Origin of the sequence: Salinivibrio sp. ES.052, from assembly GCF_900141775.1 — a bacterium.
GTDB lineage: Bacteria > Pseudomonadota > Gammaproteobacteria > Enterobacterales > Vibrionaceae > Salinivibrio.
Genome location: NZ_FSRI01000001.1, coordinates 1,653,613 through 1,673,040 on the forward strand (window position 1 = coordinate 1,653,613; position 19,428 = coordinate 1,673,040).

Sequence of the window (19,428 nt, forward strand, 5' to 3'; positions counted from 1 at the left end):
AATCACGCTGCCAGTCTCTATAATATCGTCACCGACAACAATATGGGAAATGGGTTTGCAGCACCAACTCGTTGTGAGACACCTCGGACGCCAACCGTATCTGCATGTCTGGGAACAGATGCGCGACTTTACCAACACGCGTGATGAGCAGACGCTCGATGAGATTTGGTTGGTGGAACATGATCCGGTTTTTACCCAAGGACAAGCGGGAAAAACCGAGCATGTGCTGGTCCCAGGAGAGATTCCCGTCGTACAATCAGACCGAGGTGGGCAAGTAACCTACCATGGTCCCGGGCAGCTGGTTGTCTATTTCCTCATCAATCTCAAACGAAAGAAAGTCGGTGTGCGGGAGCTTGTGAGCCATATTGAAGATCTTGTGATCGGTACATTGGCTCACTTTCACGTTGACGCTAACGCCCGCCCCGATGCGCCAGGTGTTTACGTTGACGGAGCAAAAATATGTTCTCTTGGGCTCCGTATCCGTCGCGGATGCTCATTCCATGGATTGGCACTAAACATCAATATGGACTTATCACCGTTTCAGCGTATCAATCCATGTGGCTACGCTGGTATGGCTATGACGCAACTGAGCGATCAGGTTGAAAATGTCACTCTCGCTGACGTACAACCTGTGCTGGTAGACACTTTAACTCAACAATTGAGTTACTCTCAGGTTGAGTTTACAACGGAAAGCAGCAATTTATGAGCAAACCGATACAGATGGAACGCGGCGTTAAGTACCGCGACGCCGATAAAATGGCGCTTATCCCGGTCAAAAATATGCAGACCGAGCAAAAAGAAGTGCTGCGTAAGCCTGATTGGATGAAGATCAAGCTCCCAGCTGAAACCGCGCGTATCAAAGAAATCAAAGACGCGATGCGTAAAAATAACCTCCACTCAGTGTGTGAGGAAGCATCCTGTCCAAATTTGGCTGAGTGCTTTAGCCACGGCACAGCGACCTTTATGATCTTAGGCGCTATCTGTACGCGTCGTTGCCCATTCTGCGATGTCGCCCATGGCCGACCTGTAGCACCAGACAGCGAAGAGCCAAAACATTTGGCACAAACGATCAAGGATATGAAGCTTCGATACGTGGTCATTACCTCTGTTGACCGAGACGACTTACGTGATGGCGGCGCCCAGCATTTTGTCGATTGCACACGTGAAATCCGCACGCTTAATCCTGATATTCAAATCGAAACTTTGGTCCCTGATTTCCGTGGCCGAATGGATAAAGCACTCGAGATTCTGCGAGATAATCCGCCCGATGTTTTCAACCATAACCTAGAAACCGCGCCACGCTTGTACCGAAAAGCACGGCCTGGGGCTAATTATCAATGGTCATTGGATCTGTTGAAAAAGTTTGGAGAAATGCACCCAAACGTACCAACCAAATCGGGATTGATGATGGGTCTCGGTGAGACCAAAGAAGAAATTATTGAGGTGCTTAAAGACTTACGCGCACATGGTGTCACTATGCTAACGCTAGGACAGTATCTCGCCCCAAGTCGTCACCACTTGCCGGTTGAGCGCTATGTGCCGCCAGAAGAGTTTGATGAGCTTAAAGAGATCGCACTGGGTCTTGGCTTTACTCATGCAGCCTGTGGCCCGTTTGTTCGCTCGTCTTATCATGCAGACTTGCAAGCTAAAGGGGTTGAGGTTAAATAAATGTTATCCTCCCACTGCTACTGATAGCAAAAAGCCGCAGCATCGCTTGCGGCTTTTTGCCTAGTTAGCCCCGCCTTCACGGGACGGCTAACGCGATAAGTAATCGGCTTTACCCACCCATTTATAGGTCGTCAACTCTTCCAGACCCATTGGGCCTCGGGCATGGAGCTTTTGAGTGGATACCGCCACTTCAGCGCCAAGACCAAACTGCGCACCATCGGTAAAACGCGTTGATGCATTGACATACACTGCCGCTGACCCGGCACCGTTGATAAAGGCTTCAGCCGATTGTAAATCATTGGTCAGTATGGCATCGGAGTGACTCGCGTTATGGGTCCTCATGTGCGCAAGCGCCTGATCCACATCATCGACAACGGCCACACCCAGTGTCGGCCCTAGCCACTCAGTATCAAAGTCACCCGTTTGTGCTTCACGTAACTGTTCAACACCATCAAGATAGGGCAGTGCGCTAGATGCTGCAATAATACGTAGACCATGTTGATTAAAAGGCGCAACCAGGCGTGCAAACAACTGTGCCGCCACCTCTTTATGGACAAGTAACGTATCTAACGCATTACAGGCTGACGGACGATCAGTCTTCGCATTGAGGATAACATCCGGAGAGCGCGCCAAATCGGCACTGTGATCAACGTAAAGATGACTAATCCCAAAACCGCCGATAATCACGGGAATGGTACTGTTTTGTTTGCACATTTTATGTAGCCCAGCCCCTCCACGAGGAATAATCATATCGACGTAGTCATCCAGCGTCAGTAGCTCTGAGACTAATGCTCGATCGGGCTTTTCAATATACTGAACCGACGTATGTGGGAGACCCGCTTTTTTTAGCCCGGTCTGAATCACTTGGACAAGAACCTGATTGGTGGCAAACGTTTCCTTTCCACCCCGTAAAATACTCGCATTACCGGTTTTTAAACACAGGGCAGCGATATCAATGGTGACATTCGGACGGGCTTCATAAATCACCCCGATAACGCCCAACGGTTCACGGCGCTTTGATAAGGACATCCCATTTTCTAGCAGCTTGTGATCGAGCATTTGTCCGACAGGATCGGCCAACGCAATCACTTGCCTCACATCGCTGGCCATATTGGTTAAACGTTCTGGGGTCAGGGTTAAGCGGTCCAACATCGCTGGATCCATCTTTGCCTCCCGTGCAGCGGCAAGATCACTTTCATTGGCGGCTAAGATCACCGTTTGCTGTGCATCAAGCTCATCCGCAATAATCGCTAGCGCTTGGTTTTTGGTGGCCGTGGATGTCACAGCCAATTGATGTGCAGCCTCTTTAGCCGCTTTCCCCATATTTTGTAAATTCATTGTGTCCCCGTCTTTGCTTTTTTAATTGTCTACCACCACAAGATCATCACGGTGCATCGCGACTGGTCCATATTCATAACCAAGAATATCAGTGATTTGTTGGCTATGCGCACCGGCAATACGGCGCAAGTCGCTGGCGGTATAGCGACAAATCCCTCGCGCGACGCATTTCCCCTCCACCGACAGAATACGTACCACCTCGCCGCGTGCAAACGTCCCTTTCACCGCAACGATGCCTTTGCTCAACAGGCTACTGCCTTTTTGCGTCACCGCAGTAATAGCGCCCGCATCGACGACGATATCACCCGCAGGCGGAGGTCCGGCAAGGATCCAGCGTTTACGGCTTTCTAACGGGCTTTCTAACGGCAAAAAGCGTGTGCCCGCGTTGTCGCCTGCGGTAACCTTTTGAATCACTTCAGGCTTACTGCCTGCGGCAATAGTCACTTCGACACCGGCTCGACGGCCAATATCAGCCGCTTGAAGCTTGGTTGCCATCCCGCCGGTACCAAGACCTCCGACACTGCCCCCCGCTAATTTGCGGAGAGTTTCATCAATGGTATGTACTTCTCGAATCAGCTCGGCATCGGGGTTTGAACGCGGATCGGCCGTGAATAGGCCGGGTTGGTCAGTTAACAGTAGGAGTTTGTCTGCATCAGCGAGAATCGCCACCAAGGCAGATAAGTTATCATTATCGCCCACCTTGATTTCGGATGTCGCAACGGCATCGTTCTCATTCACAATCGGAATAATGCCATTATCCAGCAGCGCATGGAGCATATCACGGGCGTTGAGAAAGCGTTCGCGATGCTCGAGATCCGCGCGCGTTAGTAGCATTTGTCCAACCTGAAAACCATACAGCCCGAATAAGTGCTCCCACGTTTGGATCAAACGGCACTGGCCGACCGCGGCGAGCATTTGCTTATTCGCCACCGTATCCGCTAACACAGGGTAACCAAGGTGCTCACGGCCTGCCGCGATCGCGGCTGATGAGACAATAATCACTTGGTGACCTTGCTGTCTTAACCGTGCACATTGACGCACGAGTTCAACCATATGTGCCTGGTCTAAGCGTGTCGATCCCCCAGTCAGTACACTGGTGCCCAATTTTACAACGAGAGTTTGAGGAGAAACGCCAGCCGCAAGGCCACCGTCTTGAAATGCGTCTTGAATTGTCATGGTTGCCTGATCCACAAAAGCTTAGGTCTCTCTTTTATCAATCTCTTGCACATTTCACAAGAGACGGGATCAGGCAATGTGCAGTTATGACTCGTTACCGGCGAGTTCTGGCTCAGAGAGGGTTTGGCTGGGCGATAATGTTCGTGAGAGATCATCGTTCACCAAGGTACAAAGCTTGGCGTAAAAGTGAGTCAACGTTTTGTCGACCGCTTCTCGTGCATCACTGGGGATAGGTTTGGCCACCCACACCCCTTCTTTATCAAAAAGGCCAAAGCCATAGTGATAATTGAAACCTTGATCGGATGGCGTTAATTCAAACCACCATCCCCAGAATTCCCGTACATCAGGCTCTTTATTGGCATCAACGCACACTGAAAGGCTATCGAAAAAGTAACGATCTGGCTCCGATAACCCCTCACGAAAATAGGGGCCTAGTGCAGTAAAGCGCGTTTTTAATCGTCCATGTGAAAGCGTGAAGTTATCGCTCATCGTGTCCTCCGGTGGCACTGTAACGTCCTTGTTTACTGTATATCATGCGCTTAGTCATCAGGTGAACGTGAATCTCCCGCTTTCGGCGATGGATCACACCTTACGCTTCGGCTCAACGCGCACGACCATTCCGTTCAGAGCATGCCTACAAACCAATCCACTGTCTCCGTGAGTGCACGATGGTAACCATCATGTAGCGGTGTATTAGGTAGCGTGATCGCTTTTCCTCCTCGGCTATATCTCGCAATCATCTGATTATCCGATTCAGGACAAACCGGATCCTCTTTGAGGCTTAGCGCCAAAATTGGCACTTCAGTGCGCCGGCCGGTGAGTAGGCCTTGGTTTTTTAACGACCACGCTTGTAAACGCGTCTTTAATGTATCAATGGGAATGCGACGGCCCAAACGAGATCCTAAGGTATCTAGATACATGGGGGGCATTTTCTTCATCAGTGTCGCATCAGTCAGTAATGCATGCACAATACCGCCCAATGAAGCACTCGCCTTAACACGATGAGGCTCTAGAAATGCCATTCGCACCGCAGGGTTGGCACCAAAACGGATCCCCATGGTACCGACTCGATGGTGATCGACCCAAGGCACATCGGCGAGCTTATCTAGCATCGCAGTATGTAAGCGGCTAGTATCTTCGTTCAAATGCCAGTGACTACTATGGCCAACCGATGGCATATCGAGGGTAAGCACAGCAATATCCGCCGGTGCAAAATAATCAACAAATAAACGCCAGAGATCCGTTTGTAAGCTATCCAAGCTGCCACTTAAGATCACAACGGGCAACGTTGCATCGGTACGGGGTAAATAGAGATACCCTTTTAATGATTTCCCATCTAATTGGGTTTCTACCGTCTTCACGGTAAATGGCAGTTGCGACATCGCTTTCTCGAATGCTTTAAACGCCAAGGTTTCGGATTGTAGTGCTAGGCTGTCCCCTTTTAGATGCGGATAAGCAGCAATCCCAAAATAGGTGCAAGCTTGTAGCCATTGTTCACTCGCCTGCTCAGCTTTCCCTTCATCCGATAAAGCCTGTGCTTTTTTTTGATGCTGCATGCCCACAGCCGTCCATTCGTAGTTCCAATTACCTGCACGGTAGCCTTCTACCGTATCCAGTAAAGCATCAACTGAACGCGAGTTATCCGAATGGGCAATACGGGAGAAAATCGCTTCCATCTCAACCGGGTCGACTCCCTGCCAAGTCCACTGACCTCGACGACGCATACGATACCAACTCGACTCGCTATCGCCGTCAAATGCCGAGTAGTTCGCTTGCTGGGTTTGTTGAACGGCACCAAATAATGTCGATGTCTCGGTGGCATGCCTATGTTTGGCAAATAGCTTCACCGATAAGTTTTGTGATTCGTTCTCGGACACACCCACTCCTAGGCTTTTTGTAACGTGATGTTAGTTTAAACCATACACACATCAAGACCATGATTTTCAGCACTTATCACACGCTATATAAAAAAAGCGCCGCGTGAAAATGCGGCGCTTTTTTGTAAGCAGTTTCTCTTTCATTATTTAGCTATCGGCTCGACATAACTGACAGCCATATCCCAGGGTTGTTCAATCCACGTATCTTGGGCAATATCCACGACGTAATCATCAACAAGAGACTTACCAGCGGGTTTCGCACTCACGGTCACGAAGCGTGCCTTTGGGTATAACTGGCGAACCATCTCTGCAGTGCCACCCGTATCGACGAGATCATCAACCACGATAAACCCCTCACCATCACCAGGAGCTTGCTTCACCACGCGCATGTCGCGTTGATGATCATGGTCATAACTTGAAATGCACACGGTGTCGACATGACGAATACCCAGTTCACGGGCAAGAATCGCCGCAGGGACGAGACCACCGCGGCTCACGGCAATAATCCCTTGCCATTGCTCCGCGGGTAGCAGCTTTTCCGCTAATTGGCGCGTGTACATCTGCATCGTGTCCCAAGTGATAATAAACTTATTGCTCATGGTGAAAACCTCGTGGCGACTCTCGCCTTATTATAACGTCAATGTGGGCAGTTGTTTTACACCAAGAAAACGAACTTGAGTAAGAACAACCCCGCCAAAATCCAAATACTGACAGGGACTTCTCGCCCTTTGCCCGCAAAGGTTTTCACGGCACAAAATGCAATAAAGCCAAGCCCAATACCGCTTGCAATCGAATACGTCAGCGGCATCAACAAACACACCACCACAACAGGTGCCGCCTCAGTAAGATCACGCCAGTTAATGCTAACCAAGCCCGACATCATCAGGATCGCTACATAAAACAGTGCGCCTGCTGTCGCATAGGCAGGCACCATTCCCGCAAGCGGTGCAAAAAAGAGTGCCAGCACAAACAGGATACCAACCACAACAGCAGTTAACCCAGTACGACCGCCTGCAGCGACCCCTGATACGCTCTCAATATAAGACGTTGTATTTGACGTGCCTAAAAGCGCCCCGACCGATGTCGCGGTACTATCTGCCAGTAATGCACGATTTAAGCGCGGTAGTTTACCATCTTTATCCAAAAGTTCCGCGCGCTGTGCCACACCCACTAAGGTTCCAGCCGTATCAAACAGGTCCACAAATAAAAATGCAAACACAATCGACAGTAACCCTACTTCCAGAGCCCCAGAAAAATCCAGTTGCATAAAGGTCGGTGCTAAGCTTGGTGGTGCCGACATGATACCGCTGTATGGTACATCACCAGCAACAATGCCAATGATAGTCACGGCTAAAATGGCAATCATCACCGCGCCCTTCAAGCCACGATGTACTAAACCAATGGTGAGAAAGAAACCCAATGCCGCCATAGCCGGCGCAAACGAGGTGACATCGCCTAGAGCAACCAATGTTGCAGGGTGATCAACCACAATCCCCGCGTTTTGCAACGCAATCAACGCTAAGAACAGTCCAATGCCTGCAGAAATCCCTGTTCGTAATGACATAGGGATCGAATTGATTATCCATTCTCGCACCCGCAATAGGCTCAGCAAAATAAAGCACAGCCCAGAGATGAAGACCGCAGCCAGAGCAACTTGCCATGAGTGCCCCATCTGCAAGACCACCGTATAGGTGAAAAAGGCATTCAACCCCATACCTGGCGCTTGTGCTACTGGGTAATTCGCCACAATTCCCATCACCAAACAACCAATCGCTGCAGCGAGACAGGTTGCAACAAAGACTGCGCCTTTATCCATTCCCGTTTCAGCCAAAATCGATGGGTTGACGAAAATGATGTACGCCATTGTAAGAAAGGTTGTAAACCCAGCAATCACCTCAGTACGAAGATCAGTGCCATGGGCCTTAAGTTTAAATAAACGCTCTAACATCGGTTTTATCCCAAACTAAAAGTGATGTATCGCTAGATACCAAAAGGAAAACGTTTGCGTGCTAAATTTTGGCGCAGATATTACCGATCGGTGACGGAAATTTCCAGCGTAAAAGGCAGGAATGGCGGTAAATATCAGTGATGGGAGTAAGTCACTATCAAAATCATCAGTATAACTAGATAGCAGCAGCTTCCAGATAAAAAAAACGCCACACTGTGTGTGGCGCCAGAATGAAAGCATTTGCTTCTGGATCAGAAATATCTCTGTAAGAGCGGGGGAATCGTAAAACTTACTTTCGGTACCCGAACGATGCCGGATACGTAAAACCTTGGGTGTAGACTGACTGCTGATTCCAGTAGTAGCTTGATACCATGCCTTCCATTTTTACCTCTCTCAAGTTTAAACCAATGTTGTTCACATTTATCTCGGTTCCTTGGAGGCGAATACTCGGGTTCACTCCATGAACAACTGGCAAGCGATGTTGCCAATGTCTAGATAATAAACCAACAGTAATTTATTTACAAGACCTAGAGTGACATAAGTCACAAAAGATTCATATATGTAATTAAGTTACATCATTTTCGCCTAATAAAGTTGGCACTTATCAGTTTTAGCCTATGACTGTTGCCACTACACCGACAGTGATATGCTTGGGTTTGTTTTTCCATTTCAGTGAGGCCTGCTGCATAAAAGGCCAACCATAAAATATAATGGAGTCTACCGTGTCTGAAATCAGCCAATTATCACCTCGCCCGGTTTGGGCGTTTTTCGACCAAATCTGTGCTATCCCCCATCCTTCTTATCACGAGTCACAGCTTGCCCAATTTATTATCGACTGGGCAAAAGGACGAGGCCTAGACGTCCGCCAGGACAAAGCGGGCAACCTATTTATTCGGAAGCCTGCAACCCCCGGTATGGAAAACCGTAAAGGGGTGGTTCTGCAAGCCCACCTAGATATGGTGCCGCAGAAAAATGAAAATACGGATCACGATTTTACCCGTGACCCCATTCGCCCTTATGTGGATGGTGACTGGGTAACTGCCGATGGCACCACGCTGGGAGCAGACAATGGTATGGGGATGGCATCTTGTCTGGCCGTATTAGATGCAGATGACATCGAACATGGCCCTCTTGAGGTCTTGCTGACGACCAATGAAGAAGCCGGAATGGATGGCGCATTTGGCTTGGAAGCCGGGTGGCTAGAAGGCGACATCTTGCTCAACACGGATTCGGAACAAGAAGGGGAAGTCTATATGGGCTGTGCCGGCGGCGTCGATGCCAGCATGCATTTCCCTCTTGAACGACAATCAGTAGCGAATGAGCTAGCACGTTTCACGATTGGTATTAAAGGGCTAAAAGGCGGACACTCTGGCGTCGATATCCATACAGGAAGAGCCAATGCCAATAAACTACTGGCTCGCCTGCTAAGTCATCACCTCGGTGAGGTAGACATGAGCCTGATTGCAATACGTGGTGGCACGTTGCGTAACGCGATTCCTCGTGAAGCCTTTGCTGATATCGCCGTGCCTGTTTCGCAAAAAGAACAGCTCGCAGCGGCAATCGACCAATTCGCGATGCTAATGAAAGATGAGCTCGACCGTTTGGAAGGTCAGGTCACCGTTATCATGGAAGCGAGCGATAATCCGATCGCACCACTGACACGCGCTGTGCAATCACGCTTATTAGCCGCCTTAAATGCCGCACCTAACGGCGTGGTAAGAATGAGCGATGATGTTCCAGGCGTGGTCGAAACGTCACTCAACCTCGGTGTGATCAATACGGAAGATGATAAAATCACAGCCCTATTCCTAATCCGTTCTCTGATTGATTCAGGCAGAGAAAGAGTTCAAGGAATGCTGCAATCATTGGCAAGCTTGGCGAATGTTAGCGTTACGTTCTCAGGCGCATACCCTGGCTGGAAGCCTGACCCAGATTCACAAATCATGCATATCTTCCGCGATACCTATGAAGGGATTTATCAACGTAAACCCGATATCATGGTGATTCATGCAGGGCTTGAGTGTGGTCTGTTTAAACAACCCTATCCGACTATGGATATGATCTCATTCGGTCCCACCATTAAATTCCCTCATTCTCCTGATGAAAAAGTAGACATCAAGAGCGTCGGACATTATTGGCAGCAAATGCAAGCGATTTTAAAAGCGATTCCAGCCAAAGCCGATTAACCAAGTAAACTGAGTTGGGGGGCATTATCGTCCCCCAAACCGACGGATAAACCGATCAAGCGGATACCTCGCCCTTCACCGCGATAAAAGGCTTCGTGTAACAAGGTATCGAACAACGCCCTATCCAAGGACTCACACCGATGTGCGACCGTGGTGGTTTGAAAGTCGTTAAATTTAATCTTGATCCCTTGCCGGCAGATACGGCCATTTGCATCGGCTTTCTCTAATCGAATCAATAACTCATCGTATAAACGCTCAATCCAAGGTAAACAGTTGTCAAGCTGATCAATGTCTTCGGAGAGTGTGCGCTCAACCCCAACGGATTTACGAATACGTTCGACTTCCACCTCTCTCCTATCGATGCCATGAGCGCGCTGCCATAATACCGCCCCAAATTTGCCGAATCGTTGGATCAGCGTTGATTGCTCTGAGGTTTGGATATCATGACAGGTAAAAAGGTTACATTCGTGAAGTTTAGTCAAGGTGACTCTCCCCACACCAGGAATAGACTGTAAAGGAAGATCACGAACAAAATCATCGACCTGATCAGGCGATACCACACAAATCCCATCCGGCTTATTTTTATCAGACGCCACTTTTGCCACAAATTTGACCGGCGCAACTCCCGCTGATGCAGTTAACCCCAACTCCGCCTGAATATCTTTCCGGATCGCGTCTGCCATGAGCGTTGCCGAGTTGTGATAACGCTCAGTATGGGTGACATCGAGGTAAGCTTCGTCCAAGGAAAGGGGCTCAATGATATCGGTATAGCGATGAAAAATAGCATGTAATTGCTGTGATACTCGGCGGTATTTAGCCATATCACCACGCATGACCGTCAAACCAGGACATAGCTTAAGTGCTTGGGCCGTCGCCATTGCCGATCGGATCCCAAACCGTCTGGCAGGGTAGTTACAGGTCGCAATAACACCGCGACCATCAGCGGAGCCGCCAATAGCTAAGGGGATCGCTTGTAAGGCCGGATTATCCCGCATTTCTACGGCAGCATAAAAGCAATCCATATCAATATGGATAATTTTTTTGCTCATTACCCGGCCTTTCTCATAAGACATCATCACTGGACGTTTATGGTCGTCCGCAGGCGTAACTCTCCTAGATGGAGAATACCTGTGCTAGATAATTTGGTTTTTCTTCCACTCACGCGTTTTTTCTGCGCGCGCTTCACGTTTTTTTCGTGCATCACACGGTTCAGGGCAATCACACTCTTTTTCGATACCGATAGCCCCTAACCCACCACAGCTACCACTAATGGTTTTTTGCTGTACGATGTAGCCGATTGACATACCTGCAATAACAAGAATGAAGACGGCGAAGGTGATAAGAAAGACTGACATAATTGCTCACCTATTATTGGGTAGTCACACGCAAGCACCCGTTGGGCGCTTGGTGCTAGTGACACGCTTAATGCGAGTTTATACGTCAATGCTGGTTCAGCACTAACGCTTTAAAAAGGGTTTAAATGCCTCAGAAGCGATTTCTTCAAACCCATCGTCGGTTTTAATCACCATGAAAGCAGGAATATTAGCCTGATGGGCTAGCTCCATCGCTTTTTCTGGCCCAAGCACCATAAAGCCTGTGGCTAACCCGTCCGCCGTCATACAAGACGGATCTAATACCGTGACGGATACCAAGTGATGGTTTATCGGGCGTCCTGTATCAGGGTCAATGATGTGCGAATACCGCACCCCGTCATGCTCAAAGTAATTACGATAATCCCCAGAGGTCGCGACCGCCATATCACCCGGCTCAATGATCTCTTGCACCGATTGTGTCCCTGCGCTCGGTTTTTCGATGGCAATACGCCATGGGACTTGGTCTTGATTGACACCCTTTAATTGTAACTCACCACCAATCTCAACCAAATAGTTATTCAGGCCTAAGCTGCCAAGATAGTTCGCGACAACATCTACGCCGTACCCTTTCGCGATGGTCGACAAGTCGACATACAGATCCGGGTTGGTTTTGGTCAACGTGTTACCTTCCAACCGTAGATGTTCCAAGCCAGTCATCGTCATACGTGATGCGATGTCTTGATCAGTAGGAATACTCTCCGGTCGTTTTTCGGGCCCAAAACTCCAAAGATTAACCAAAGGACCCACCGTGACATCTAGTGCACCTTGAGTGAACGTATTGAGCCGAATCGCTTCTTTGACAACCGTCGCAGTGGCGGAAGATACGGTGACCGCAGAATCAGCCTGATGCTGGTTAAATTGGCTTAACTCAGAGTCATCACGATACGTCGACATCTGGTCGTTGACGGTTTCTAAGCGCTTGTCGATGTCGGCTTGAATAACATCTGGCGAGGGAGAGGACTCCGTGGCGATATACTTGATCGAATAATAGGTCCCCATCGTCTCGCCCGTTAGGTGCACGAGCTCAGGGGAACGTTCACAGCCGCCAAGGCCAACAACCACGGCAATCACTGTTGCACAGCGTAACCAAAACTTCTTCATAGTGGTGTCCTTCGACATCGGATTAATACGTAAAATGGCTGGCCCTGAGGCCAGCCATTAAAAGGTAAAACAGATAACCAGTGTTTATCCGCCGAAATCATCCAGCAAGATATTTTCGTCTTCAACACCCAAGTCTTTCAGCAGACCAATCACGGCTGCGTTCATCATTGGTGGCCCACACATGTAGTATTCACAGTCTTCCGGCGCTTCATGATCTTTCAAATAGTTTTCATACAGCACGTTGTGAATAAAGCCGGTGTCGCCTTCCCAGTTATCTTCGGGTAATGGGTCTGATAGCGCACAATACCAATTGAAGTTATCGTTTTGCTCTTGAAGCATATCGAAGTCTTCAACATAGAACATTTCACGCTTAGAGCGCGCCCCATACCAGAAAGTAATTTTACGATCGGTGTTCAGGCGCTTAAGCTGGTCAAAGATATGTGAGCGCATCGGTGCCATACCGGCACCACCGCCAACAAATACCATCTCCGCATCGGTATCTTTGGCAAAGAACTCACCAAACGGACCAGAGATCGTACACTTGTCACCCGGTTTTAGTGACCAAATATAAGACGACATTTGGCCAGGCGGTACGTCTGGATTACGTGGTGGTGGCGTCGCTACCCGTACGTTAAGCATGATAATACCCTCTTCTTCCGGGTAGTTAGCCATAGAGTACGCACGAATAATGTCTTCATCGACCTTCGACTCGTAACGGAAAAGATTAAACTTCTCCCAGTCTTCTCGATATTCCTCAGGGATATCGAAATCCGAATATTTGATGTGATGCGCTGGCGCTTCAATTTGAATGTAGCCACCCGCTCGGAATGGGACAGATTCACCATCTGGGATACGCAGTTTCAACTCTTTGATAAAAGTGGCTTTATTATCGTTAGAGATAACTTCGCAATCCCACTTCTTCACACCAAAAATTTCTTCAGGAAGCTCAATTTTCATGTCTTGCTTAACCGCAACCTGACATGACAGACGCTCACCCTCGCGGGCTTCACCTTTGGTAATGTGATCAAGTTCGGTTGGGAGGATATCACCACCACCGTCTTTAATTTTCACGCGACATTGTCCGCATGAACCACCGCCACCACAGGCAGAAGAAACAAATACACCCGCACCAGCCAGTGCACCAAGCAGCTTGCCGCCTGGTTGAGTCACGATCGCTTTTTCAGGATCGTCATTGATATCAATTGTGACGTCTCCGGTTGGTACCAGCTTGGATTTGGCAAATAAAATTACCAGAACCAATGCCAGCACAATCAGAGTAAACATCACTACACCAAGAATAATGTCCATTGACTATTCCTTTCCTCGCAGTTTACCCGGTTTACAATTGCACACCAGAGAAAGACATAAAGCCCAACGCCATCAGGCCCACAGAGATGAAGGTGATCCCCAATCCCCGCAGTGCAGGCGGCACATCTGAATACTTCATCTTCTCACGGATCCCCGCAAGGGCGACGATGGCTAACATCCAGCCCACACCAGAGCCAAAGCCATAAACCACTGACTCAGCGAAGTTGTAATCACGCTGTACCATAAATGATACGCCACCAAAGATGGCACAGTTCACTGTGATCAATGGCAGGAAGATACCTAGGGCGTTATAAAGTGGCGGGAAGAATCGATCGAGAACCATCTCCAAAATTTGGACCAAGGCGGCAATCACACCGATAAAAGTCACAAAGTTTAGAAAGCTTAGATCCACCCCTTTGACTAACGCATCTTCACGTAAGATAAGGTTATAAACCAGGTTGTTAACCGGTACTGAAATAGTCAATACCACAACGACAGCGACACCGAGACCGAACGCGGTTTTTACTTTCTTAGACACCGCCAAAAAAGTACACATGCCGAGGAAGAATGCCAGCGCCATGTTCTCAATAAAAATTGAACGCACCAGCAGGCTTAGATAATGTTCCATGTGCTGTTACTCCTTGGCTTCAACTTGTTCTGGTTTGAAGGTACGCACAATCCAAATCAAAAAGCCGATAAGGAAGAATGCAGAGGGGGCCAATAGCATCATACCATTAGGCTGATACCAACCACCTTCGCTTACCACCGGCAGGATTGATACGCCAAAGACAGAGCCAGAGCCAAGCAGCTCACGGAAGAAAGCGACTGTCATCAGAACGAAACCATAACCCAATGCGTTACCAATACCATCCATAAAGGAGGGCAACGGTGATGACTTCATTGCATAGGCTTCTGCGCGTCCCATCACGATGCAGTTAGTGATAATGAGACCGACGAATACCGACAACTGCTTAGAAATGTCATAGACAAACGCTTTAAGCGTTTCATCAACCACAATCACTAATGAGGCGATGATCGCCATTTGGACGATGATACGTACACTATTAGGAATATGGTTGCGAATCAGCGACACGAAAAAGTTCGACATGGCTGTTACAAACATAACCGCCAGTGTCATAACAAAAGCTGTCTGCATCTGCGTGGTCACCGCCAGTGCCGAACATACACCGAGAACCTGCAAGGCAATCGGGTTGTTGTCTAGCACCGGTGACAGCAGATTTTTCTTCAGTTCTTTCGCTTCAGCCATTGCTCAGGCCTCCCTCACGAACTTTTGCTAAGAATGGGCCAAAGCCCAAATCACCTAGCCAGAAGTTAAATTGATTCTGAACACCGTTACTGGTCAGCGTTGCACCAGAAAGCGCGTCAATACCGTGCTCACTACCTTGAGGTGCGCCACCTTTGACGATTTTGATAGCCGGCTCGCCTTGTTCGTTGAACAGCTTTTTACCGTCCCACTTCGCGCGCCATTTAGGGTTTTCAACTTCGCCACCCAAGCCTGGGGTTTCCCCTTGCTCATAATAAACGATATCAGCCACCGTATTACCGTCCGGTTCAACCGCCACGAAGGCATACATCATGCTCCAAAGACCAGAGCCTTTAACGGGCAAGATAAGCCGTTGAACTTCACCCGAATCGTCTTTCACCACGTAGACTTTCGCGACATCAGCACGGCGACCGATATCCGCAATATTCTCATCGCTACTGAGTTTTTTCGACAATTCAGGGTCTTTCGCTGCCGCACGCTGATCGTAATCAGCAGCCTCATCGACATTGACAGCGTCAGGGCTAATATATTCCCCTTTTTCAAGGCTAACTAAGCGCGTTTCAATGTACTTTTTGTATGCATCGTTAATCGCACTCTTACCACCTGCCACTTCGACGCCAGCGACCGAAAGGATGTTTTTTTGTACGTCCAGCTTTGCATTCATTTGCTGCAAAGGACGTAACGCCACCGCCGCTCCGGAAACCACGATTGAGCACACCAAGCTCAACGCGATCACAACGATCAGCGTCTTCTTAATACTATCGTTACTACTTGCCATTACGAGCCAGTCTCCGTTTGATGTTGCCCTGAATCACCAAGTTATCGAACAGAGGCGCAAACAGGTTAGCGAACAGGATCGCCAGCATCATACCTTCTGGATATGCTGGGTTTACCACACGAATGATTACTGCCATGGCACCGATCAGTGCGCCATACCACCATTTCGCTTTGTTGGTAAACGCGGCAGATACCGGGTCGGTAGCCATGAACATCATACCGAAGGCAAAGCCACCCAAGACTAAGTGCCAATAGAATGGCATGCTGAACATTGGGTTTGAGTCTGAGCCAATCAGATTGAACAAGGTCGCTGCCGCGGCCATGCCCACAAACGTACCCACAATGATACGCCAAGAGGCGATACGCATGTAGACCAACGCCGCACCACCAATCAAGATGGCCAGAGTTGAGACTTCACCTATCGATCCAGGGATATTGCCGATAAAGGCGTCCATCCAAGTCATGGTTTTTTCAGTGACGTTATGCATTAACGCCCCTTCACCACCACTCGACCATTGACTCAGCGCTGTTGCACCTGAATAACCATCGGCTGCCGTCCACACCAAATCGCCCGAAATCTGAGCAGGATAGGCAAAGAACAAGAAAGCGCGACCGGCTAACGCAGGATTTAGGAAGTTGCGACCCGTACCGCCGAAGATCTCTTTTGCCACGACCACACCAAAGGTGATACCGAGCGCCGCCTGCCACAAAGGTAGTGTTGGCGGAACAATAAGGGCAAATAAGATGGAGGTGACGAAAAAGCCTTCGTTGACTTCGTGTTTACGCACAATGCAAAACAGGACTTCCCAAAAACCGCCAACAATGAAAACAGTGGCATAAATCGGTAGGAAGTAGGTAGCACCAAGAATTGTCTTGGTTCCCCAGCCTGCAGCCGCTAACGACCCAGCAATGGACTCGGTTAACCAATAATGCCAGTTCCCATTAATCACTTGAGCAAGCTGATCGCCTGTGTACAAGTCCATGAGACCCATGACGGCCTGGTTACCAGTGTTGTACATGCCCCAGAACATGGCTGGGAACACGGCAAACCACACCATAATCATGATGCGTTTCAAATCGATACTGTCACGCACATGCGCACCAGCTTTAGTCACCATGCCTGGTGTGTATAAAATGGTCGCAACCGCTTCATACAAGGCAAACCATTTCTCGTGTTTGCCGCCTGGCTCAAAGTGTGGCTCGATTTGCTCTAAAAAGTTTTTCAGGCTCATCTGTTACCCTTCCTTCTCAATCTTTTCCAGGCTCTCGCGGAGCATTGGACCAAATTCGTACTTGCCTGGGCAGACAAACGTACAAAGGGCTAAATCCTCAGGATCCAACTCCAGCGCGCCTAGCTGTTGCATGCTATCCACATCACCAGCACAGATATCACGCAGCAGCATTGTCGGCTCGATATCCAGTGGCATCACTCGCTCATAATTACCGATGGGTACCATGGAACGATCACTACCATTGGTCGAGGTGGTCAAATTGAAAAGTTGGCCTTTAAACAAGTGACCGAGATACGCTCGCGTGACTGAGAAGCGGTTTTTACCTGGTGATAACCAGCCAAAGAGCTCTTTCTCATTGCCTTCACGTAATACCGAGACTTGCACATGGAAACGGCCAAGATAAGCATGAGGACCGGACGCTTTGGTGCCAGAAAGTACGGAGCCAGAGATCACTCGGCTTTCACCGGCCATCAGCTCGCCATCAATCAGATCATCCAGGTTTGCCCCGAGTTGGCTTCGCAACAAGCGTGGTTTGTTCACCATTGGGCCGGCAATCGACACAACACGATCCGTATTGATTTCACCAGTCAAAAAGAGATGACCAAATGCAATCACATCTTGATAGTTTAGGTGCCACACCATTTTCTCCATGCTCGCTGAACGCAAGTGGTGAATATGAGTACCCACTAAGCCTGCTGGGTGAGGACCAGCAAAAACGTGTTGCTCTACATTCGATTGTTGGCTGTTTGGAAGTTCGACATCGGCTTTACAAACAAAGATTTTTTTGTCAGTTAAGCGAGAAACGACGTCAAGACCAGCAATGAATGCCTCTTTTTGCTCGTCAATGATCACCTTTGGATCCGCAGCGAGCGGATTGGTGTCCATTGCGTTGACAAAAATCGCTTCAGGGACCGCATCAATCGCTGGAGAGCGGCTGAATGGGCGGGTGCGAAGCGCAGTCCACATCCCCGAATCAACCAATTGGTCTACAACGGCTTGGCGATCTAAAGAGGCCAATTGCGACGCTTCGTACTTGTTGAAGGTAACTTGCTCGTTGCCATCGATTTCAATGACGACAGACTGAAGAACACGTTTGGCACCGCGGTTGACTTCAACCACTTTACCAGCTGCGGGCGCAGTAAATTTCACGCCAGGGTTTTTCTTATCTTCGAAAACCACCTGACCTTTTTTCACTACATCGCCCACTCGCGCATGCATTGTGGGGCGCATTCCAACGTACTCTTCGCCAAGCAAGGCGACTTTCTTGACGGCTGGGCCATCACTTATCACCTGAGTAGGAGTCCCAGCGATGGGGATATCCAAACCCTTTTTTATTGTAATCATACGCACTTGCACTACATTAACGGGAAAAAGAATTCTGTTATTGCGCAGTTAAAGACACGACTTTCGACTGAATGGTGGCCTGGGGCGCACCGTCGCAACATCCTGCTAACCATTTAGTTACACAAAGGTAGCCTAGGTTAGTCTTTAAGCACGATATTCTATCATCAACCCCAGCACGGATTCTATGGGTATTGTCACTAGGGCGTGGCAATTATCCATACCTGTACAAACAATGCTCGCTGTAAGCTCACAGTTTTACTGTTGTTTTTTTGCTCTCCACAGGCGACTTTCACCTGACTCAAGCCTTTATCGTGCCCTGTCAGTTAACACGCACTAACACACGGCTTATCGTATCTTTGTGTAAGAATTTGTTGCCATAACGTGAAAAGTCAATACACCAATAGCCTGACTGTCAGTGACTATTTTTGTCCGCCCCCTCGACACGCTGGCGAGTCCGGCGCTTGTATCTGCGCTTGCCACTCTTGTGGCGTATAAGTATGGATAGCAAGCGCATGAACCTCACCGGCAAGCTCATCCGCCAAAGTGGTGTTAATCGCACGATGGCGCTGTATTAAACGCTTGCCATCAAACTCATCCGATACCACAACCACCTTAAAGTGGCTCTCGGACCCTTCTGGGACATTGTGCATATAGCTTTCGTTGCGGACATCCAAGTGAACTGGCGCAAAAGCGTGCGTCAGTTTTTCTATAATTTGCGTTTGAATTTTCATGACTTCCCCATCGATTCAGGGCAAGTTGCCCAGATCTTAGTCGTTATCAATAAAATTGCGAATCGAAGTGCCCTCTTGTTCAAT

General features: G+C 48.8%; 19 protein-coding genes. 3 read left to right on the forward strand and 16 right to left on the reverse strand.

The window, feature by feature from the left end; all coding sequences use genetic code 11:
- The first annotated feature begins 55 nt into the window (after positions 1-55).
- Both lipB and lipA read left to right on the forward strand, forming a co-directional pair.
- A complete protein-coding gene (gene lipB, locus BUQ98_RS07645) occupies positions 56-706 on the forward strand; it encodes a lipoyl(octanoyl) transferase LipB (protein ID WP_139294664.1) in 651 nt (216 codons plus the stop codon).
- Positions 703-1,668 (forward strand): lipoyl synthase, encoded by a 966-nt coding sequence (lipA, locus tag BUQ98_RS07650; protein WP_074213220.1) that lies wholly within the window; start codon positions 703-705, stop codon positions 1,666-1,668. The genes lipB and lipA overlap by 4 nt, the downstream gene beginning before the upstream one ends.
- Before the next feature lie 87 nt (positions 1,669-1,755).
- On the opposite strand, the gene BUQ98_RS07655 is transcribed toward lipA, so the two are convergent.
- The 6 genes from BUQ98_RS07655 to BUQ98_RS07680 form a co-directional block, all read right to left on the reverse strand.
- Positions 1,756-3,006: a glutamate-5-semialdehyde dehydrogenase gene (locus tag BUQ98_RS07655; RefSeq protein WP_074213221.1), complete on the reverse strand. Its 1,251-nt coding sequence runs from the start codon at positions 3,004-3,006 to the stop codon at positions 1,756-1,758.
- 21 nt (positions 3,007-3,027) lie between these two features.
- Complete coding sequence (gene proB, locus BUQ98_RS07660) at positions 3,028-4,182, reverse strand: glutamate 5-kinase (protein WP_074213222.1); 1,155 nt, start codon at positions 4,180-4,182, stop codon at positions 3,028-3,030.
- A gap of 84 nt (positions 4,183-4,266) precedes the next feature.
- Positions 4,267-4,671 (reverse strand): sigma factor-binding protein Crl, encoded by a 405-nt coding sequence (gene crl / locus BUQ98_RS07665; RefSeq protein ID WP_074213223.1) that lies wholly within the window; start codon positions 4,669-4,671, stop codon positions 4,267-4,269.
- A 134-nt stretch (positions 4,672-4,805) separates the two neighbouring features.
- Positions 4,806-6,059, reverse strand: coding sequence for an esterase FrsA (gene frsA / locus BUQ98_RS07670; RefSeq protein ID WP_074213224.1), 1,254 nt, complete (start codon positions 6,057-6,059; stop codon positions 4,806-4,808).
- Positions 6,060-6,202: 143 nt separating this feature from the next.
- Positions 6,203-6,658 (reverse strand): xanthine phosphoribosyltransferase, encoded by a 456-nt coding sequence (gene gpt / locus BUQ98_RS07675; protein ID WP_074213225.1) that lies wholly within the window; start codon positions 6,656-6,658, stop codon positions 6,203-6,205.
- Positions 6,659-6,714: 56 nt separating this feature from the next.
- Positions 6,715-8,007, reverse strand: coding sequence for an NCS2 family permease (locus BUQ98_RS07680; RefSeq protein ID WP_074213226.1), 1,293 nt, complete (start codon positions 8,005-8,007; stop codon positions 6,715-6,717).
- Between the two features lie 722 nt (positions 8,008-8,729).
- On the opposite strand from BUQ98_RS07680, the gene BUQ98_RS07685 reads away from it, so the two are divergent.
- Entirely contained in the window at positions 8,730-10,193 is a 1,464-nt protein-coding gene (locus BUQ98_RS07685) for an aminoacyl-histidine dipeptidase (RefSeq protein ID WP_074213227.1), read from the forward strand.
- Here the strand turns inward: BUQ98_RS07685 and dinB are convergent.
- The 10 genes from dinB to bolA all read right to left on the reverse strand — a co-directional run bounded on the left by dinB (position 10,190) and on the right by bolA (position 19,344).
- The gene (gene dinB / locus BUQ98_RS07690; RefSeq protein ID WP_074213630.1) at positions 10,190-11,242 is read right to left on the reverse strand and encodes a DNA polymerase IV; all 1,053 of its coding nucleotides are present in this window, start codon (positions 11,240-11,242) and stop codon (positions 10,190-10,192) included. The two genes, BUQ98_RS07685 and dinB, sit on opposite strands and share 4 nt — an antisense overlap.
- An 84-nt stretch (positions 11,243-11,326) precedes the next feature.
- Complete coding sequence (gene nqrM, locus BUQ98_RS07695) at positions 11,327-11,548, reverse strand: (Na+)-NQR maturation NqrM (protein ID WP_074213228.1); 222 nt, start codon at positions 11,546-11,548, stop codon at positions 11,327-11,329.
- Positions 11,549-11,650: 102 nt separating this feature from the next.
- Positions 11,651-12,667 carry an FAD:protein FMN transferase gene (locus tag BUQ98_RS07700; RefSeq protein WP_074213229.1) on the reverse strand — a complete coding sequence of 339 codons (1,017 nt, stop codon included), beginning with the start codon at positions 12,665-12,667 and terminating at the stop codon, positions 11,651-11,653.
- An 84-nt stretch (positions 12,668-12,751) separates the two neighbouring features.
- Positions 12,752-13,975 carry an NADH:ubiquinone reductase (Na(+)-transporting) subunit F gene (nqrF, locus tag BUQ98_RS07705; protein ID WP_074213230.1) on the reverse strand — a complete coding sequence of 408 codons (1,224 nt, stop codon included), beginning with the start codon at positions 13,973-13,975 and terminating at the stop codon, positions 12,752-12,754.
- Between the two features lie 31 nt (positions 13,976-14,006).
- Entirely contained in the window at positions 14,007-14,603 is a 597-nt protein-coding gene (gene nqrE, locus BUQ98_RS07710) for an NADH:ubiquinone reductase (Na(+)-transporting) subunit E (RefSeq protein WP_021024137.1), read from the reverse strand.
- A 6-nt stretch (positions 14,604-14,609) separates the two neighbouring features.
- Positions 14,610-15,242: an NADH:ubiquinone reductase (Na(+)-transporting) subunit D gene (locus BUQ98_RS07715; protein ID WP_021024138.1), complete on the reverse strand. Its 633-nt coding sequence runs from the start codon at positions 15,240-15,242 to the stop codon at positions 14,610-14,612.
- Entirely contained in the window at positions 15,235-16,038 is an 804-nt protein-coding gene (locus BUQ98_RS07720) for a Na(+)-translocating NADH-quinone reductase subunit C (protein ID WP_074213231.1), read from the reverse strand. The genes BUQ98_RS07715 and BUQ98_RS07720 overlap by 8 nt, the downstream gene beginning before the upstream one ends.
- Positions 16,028-17,269 carry an NADH:ubiquinone reductase (Na(+)-transporting) subunit B gene (locus BUQ98_RS07725; protein WP_074213232.1) on the reverse strand — a complete coding sequence of 414 codons (1,242 nt, stop codon included), beginning with the start codon at positions 17,267-17,269 and terminating at the stop codon, positions 16,028-16,030. The genes BUQ98_RS07720 and BUQ98_RS07725 overlap by 11 nt, the downstream gene beginning before the upstream one ends.
- 3 nt (positions 17,270-17,272) lie before the next feature.
- Positions 17,273-18,613 (reverse strand): Na(+)-translocating NADH-quinone reductase subunit A, encoded by a 1,341-nt coding sequence (locus tag BUQ98_RS07730; protein ID WP_074213631.1) that lies wholly within the window; start codon positions 18,611-18,613, stop codon positions 17,273-17,275.
- 419 nt (positions 18,614-19,032) lie between these two features.
- Positions 19,033-19,344: a transcriptional regulator BolA gene (gene bolA / locus BUQ98_RS07735; protein WP_074213233.1), complete on the reverse strand. Its 312-nt coding sequence runs from the start codon at positions 19,342-19,344 to the stop codon at positions 19,033-19,035.
- Positions 19,345-19,428 lie beyond the last annotated feature (84 nt).

What these genes read in the sequence shown, in the direction of transcription:
- lipA (WP_074213220.1), top strand. Translation starts at nt 703, where the DNA reads ATGAGCAAACCGATACAGATGGAACGCGGCGTTAAGTACCGCGACGCC.
- BUQ98_RS07655 (WP_074213221.1), bottom strand. Translation starts at nt 3,006, where the DNA reads ATGAATTTACAAAATATGGGGAAAGCGGCTAAAGAGGCTGCACATCAA.
- proB (WP_074213222.1), bottom strand. Translation starts at nt 4,182, where the DNA reads ATGACAATTCAAGACGCATTTCAAGACGGTGGCCTTGCGGCTGGCGTT.
- crl (WP_074213223.1), bottom strand. Translation starts at nt 4,671, where the DNA reads ATGAGCGATAACTTCACGCTTTCACATGGACGATTAAAAACGCGCTTT.
- gpt (WP_074213225.1), bottom strand. Translation starts at nt 6,658, where the DNA reads ATGAGCAATAAGTTTATTATCACTTGGGACACGATGCAGATGTACACG.
- BUQ98_RS07680 (WP_074213226.1), bottom strand. Translation starts at nt 8,007, where the DNA reads ATGTTAGAGCGTTTATTTAAACTTAAGGCCCATGGCACTGATCTTCGT.
- dinB (WP_074213630.1), bottom strand. Translation starts at nt 11,242, where the DNA reads ATGAGCAAAAAAATTATCCATATTGATATGGATTGCTTTTATGCTGCC.
- nqrM (WP_074213228.1), bottom strand. Translation starts at nt 11,548, where the DNA reads ATGTCAGTCTTTCTTATCACCTTCGCCGTCTTCATTCTTGTTATTGCA.
- BUQ98_RS07700 (WP_074213229.1), bottom strand. Translation starts at nt 12,667, where the DNA reads ATGAAGAAGTTTTGGTTACGCTGTGCAACAGTGATTGCCGTGGTTGTT.
- nqrF (WP_074213230.1), bottom strand. Translation starts at nt 13,975, where the DNA reads ATGGACATTATTCTTGGTGTAGTGATGTTTACTCTGATTGTGCTGGCA.
- nqrE (WP_021024137.1), bottom strand. Translation starts at nt 14,603, where the DNA reads ATGGAACATTATCTAAGCCTGCTGGTGCGTTCAATTTTTATTGAGAAC.
- BUQ98_RS07715 (WP_021024138.1), bottom strand. Translation starts at nt 15,242, where the DNA reads ATGGCTGAAGCGAAAGAACTGAAGAAAAATCTGCTGTCACCGGTGCTA.
- BUQ98_RS07720 (WP_074213231.1), bottom strand. Translation starts at nt 16,038, where the DNA reads ATGGCAAGTAGTAACGATAGTATTAAGAAGACGCTGATCGTTGTGATC.
- BUQ98_RS07725 (WP_074213232.1), bottom strand. Translation starts at nt 17,269, where the DNA reads ATGAGCCTGAAAAACTTTTTAGAGCAAATCGAGCCACACTTTGAGCCA.
- BUQ98_RS07730 (WP_074213631.1), bottom strand. Translation starts at nt 18,613, where the DNA reads ATGATTACAATAAAAAAGGGTTTGGATATCCCCATCGCTGGGACTCCT.
- bolA (WP_074213233.1), bottom strand. Translation starts at nt 19,344, where the DNA reads ATGAAAATTCAAACGCAAATTATAGAAAAACTGACGCACGCTTTTGCG.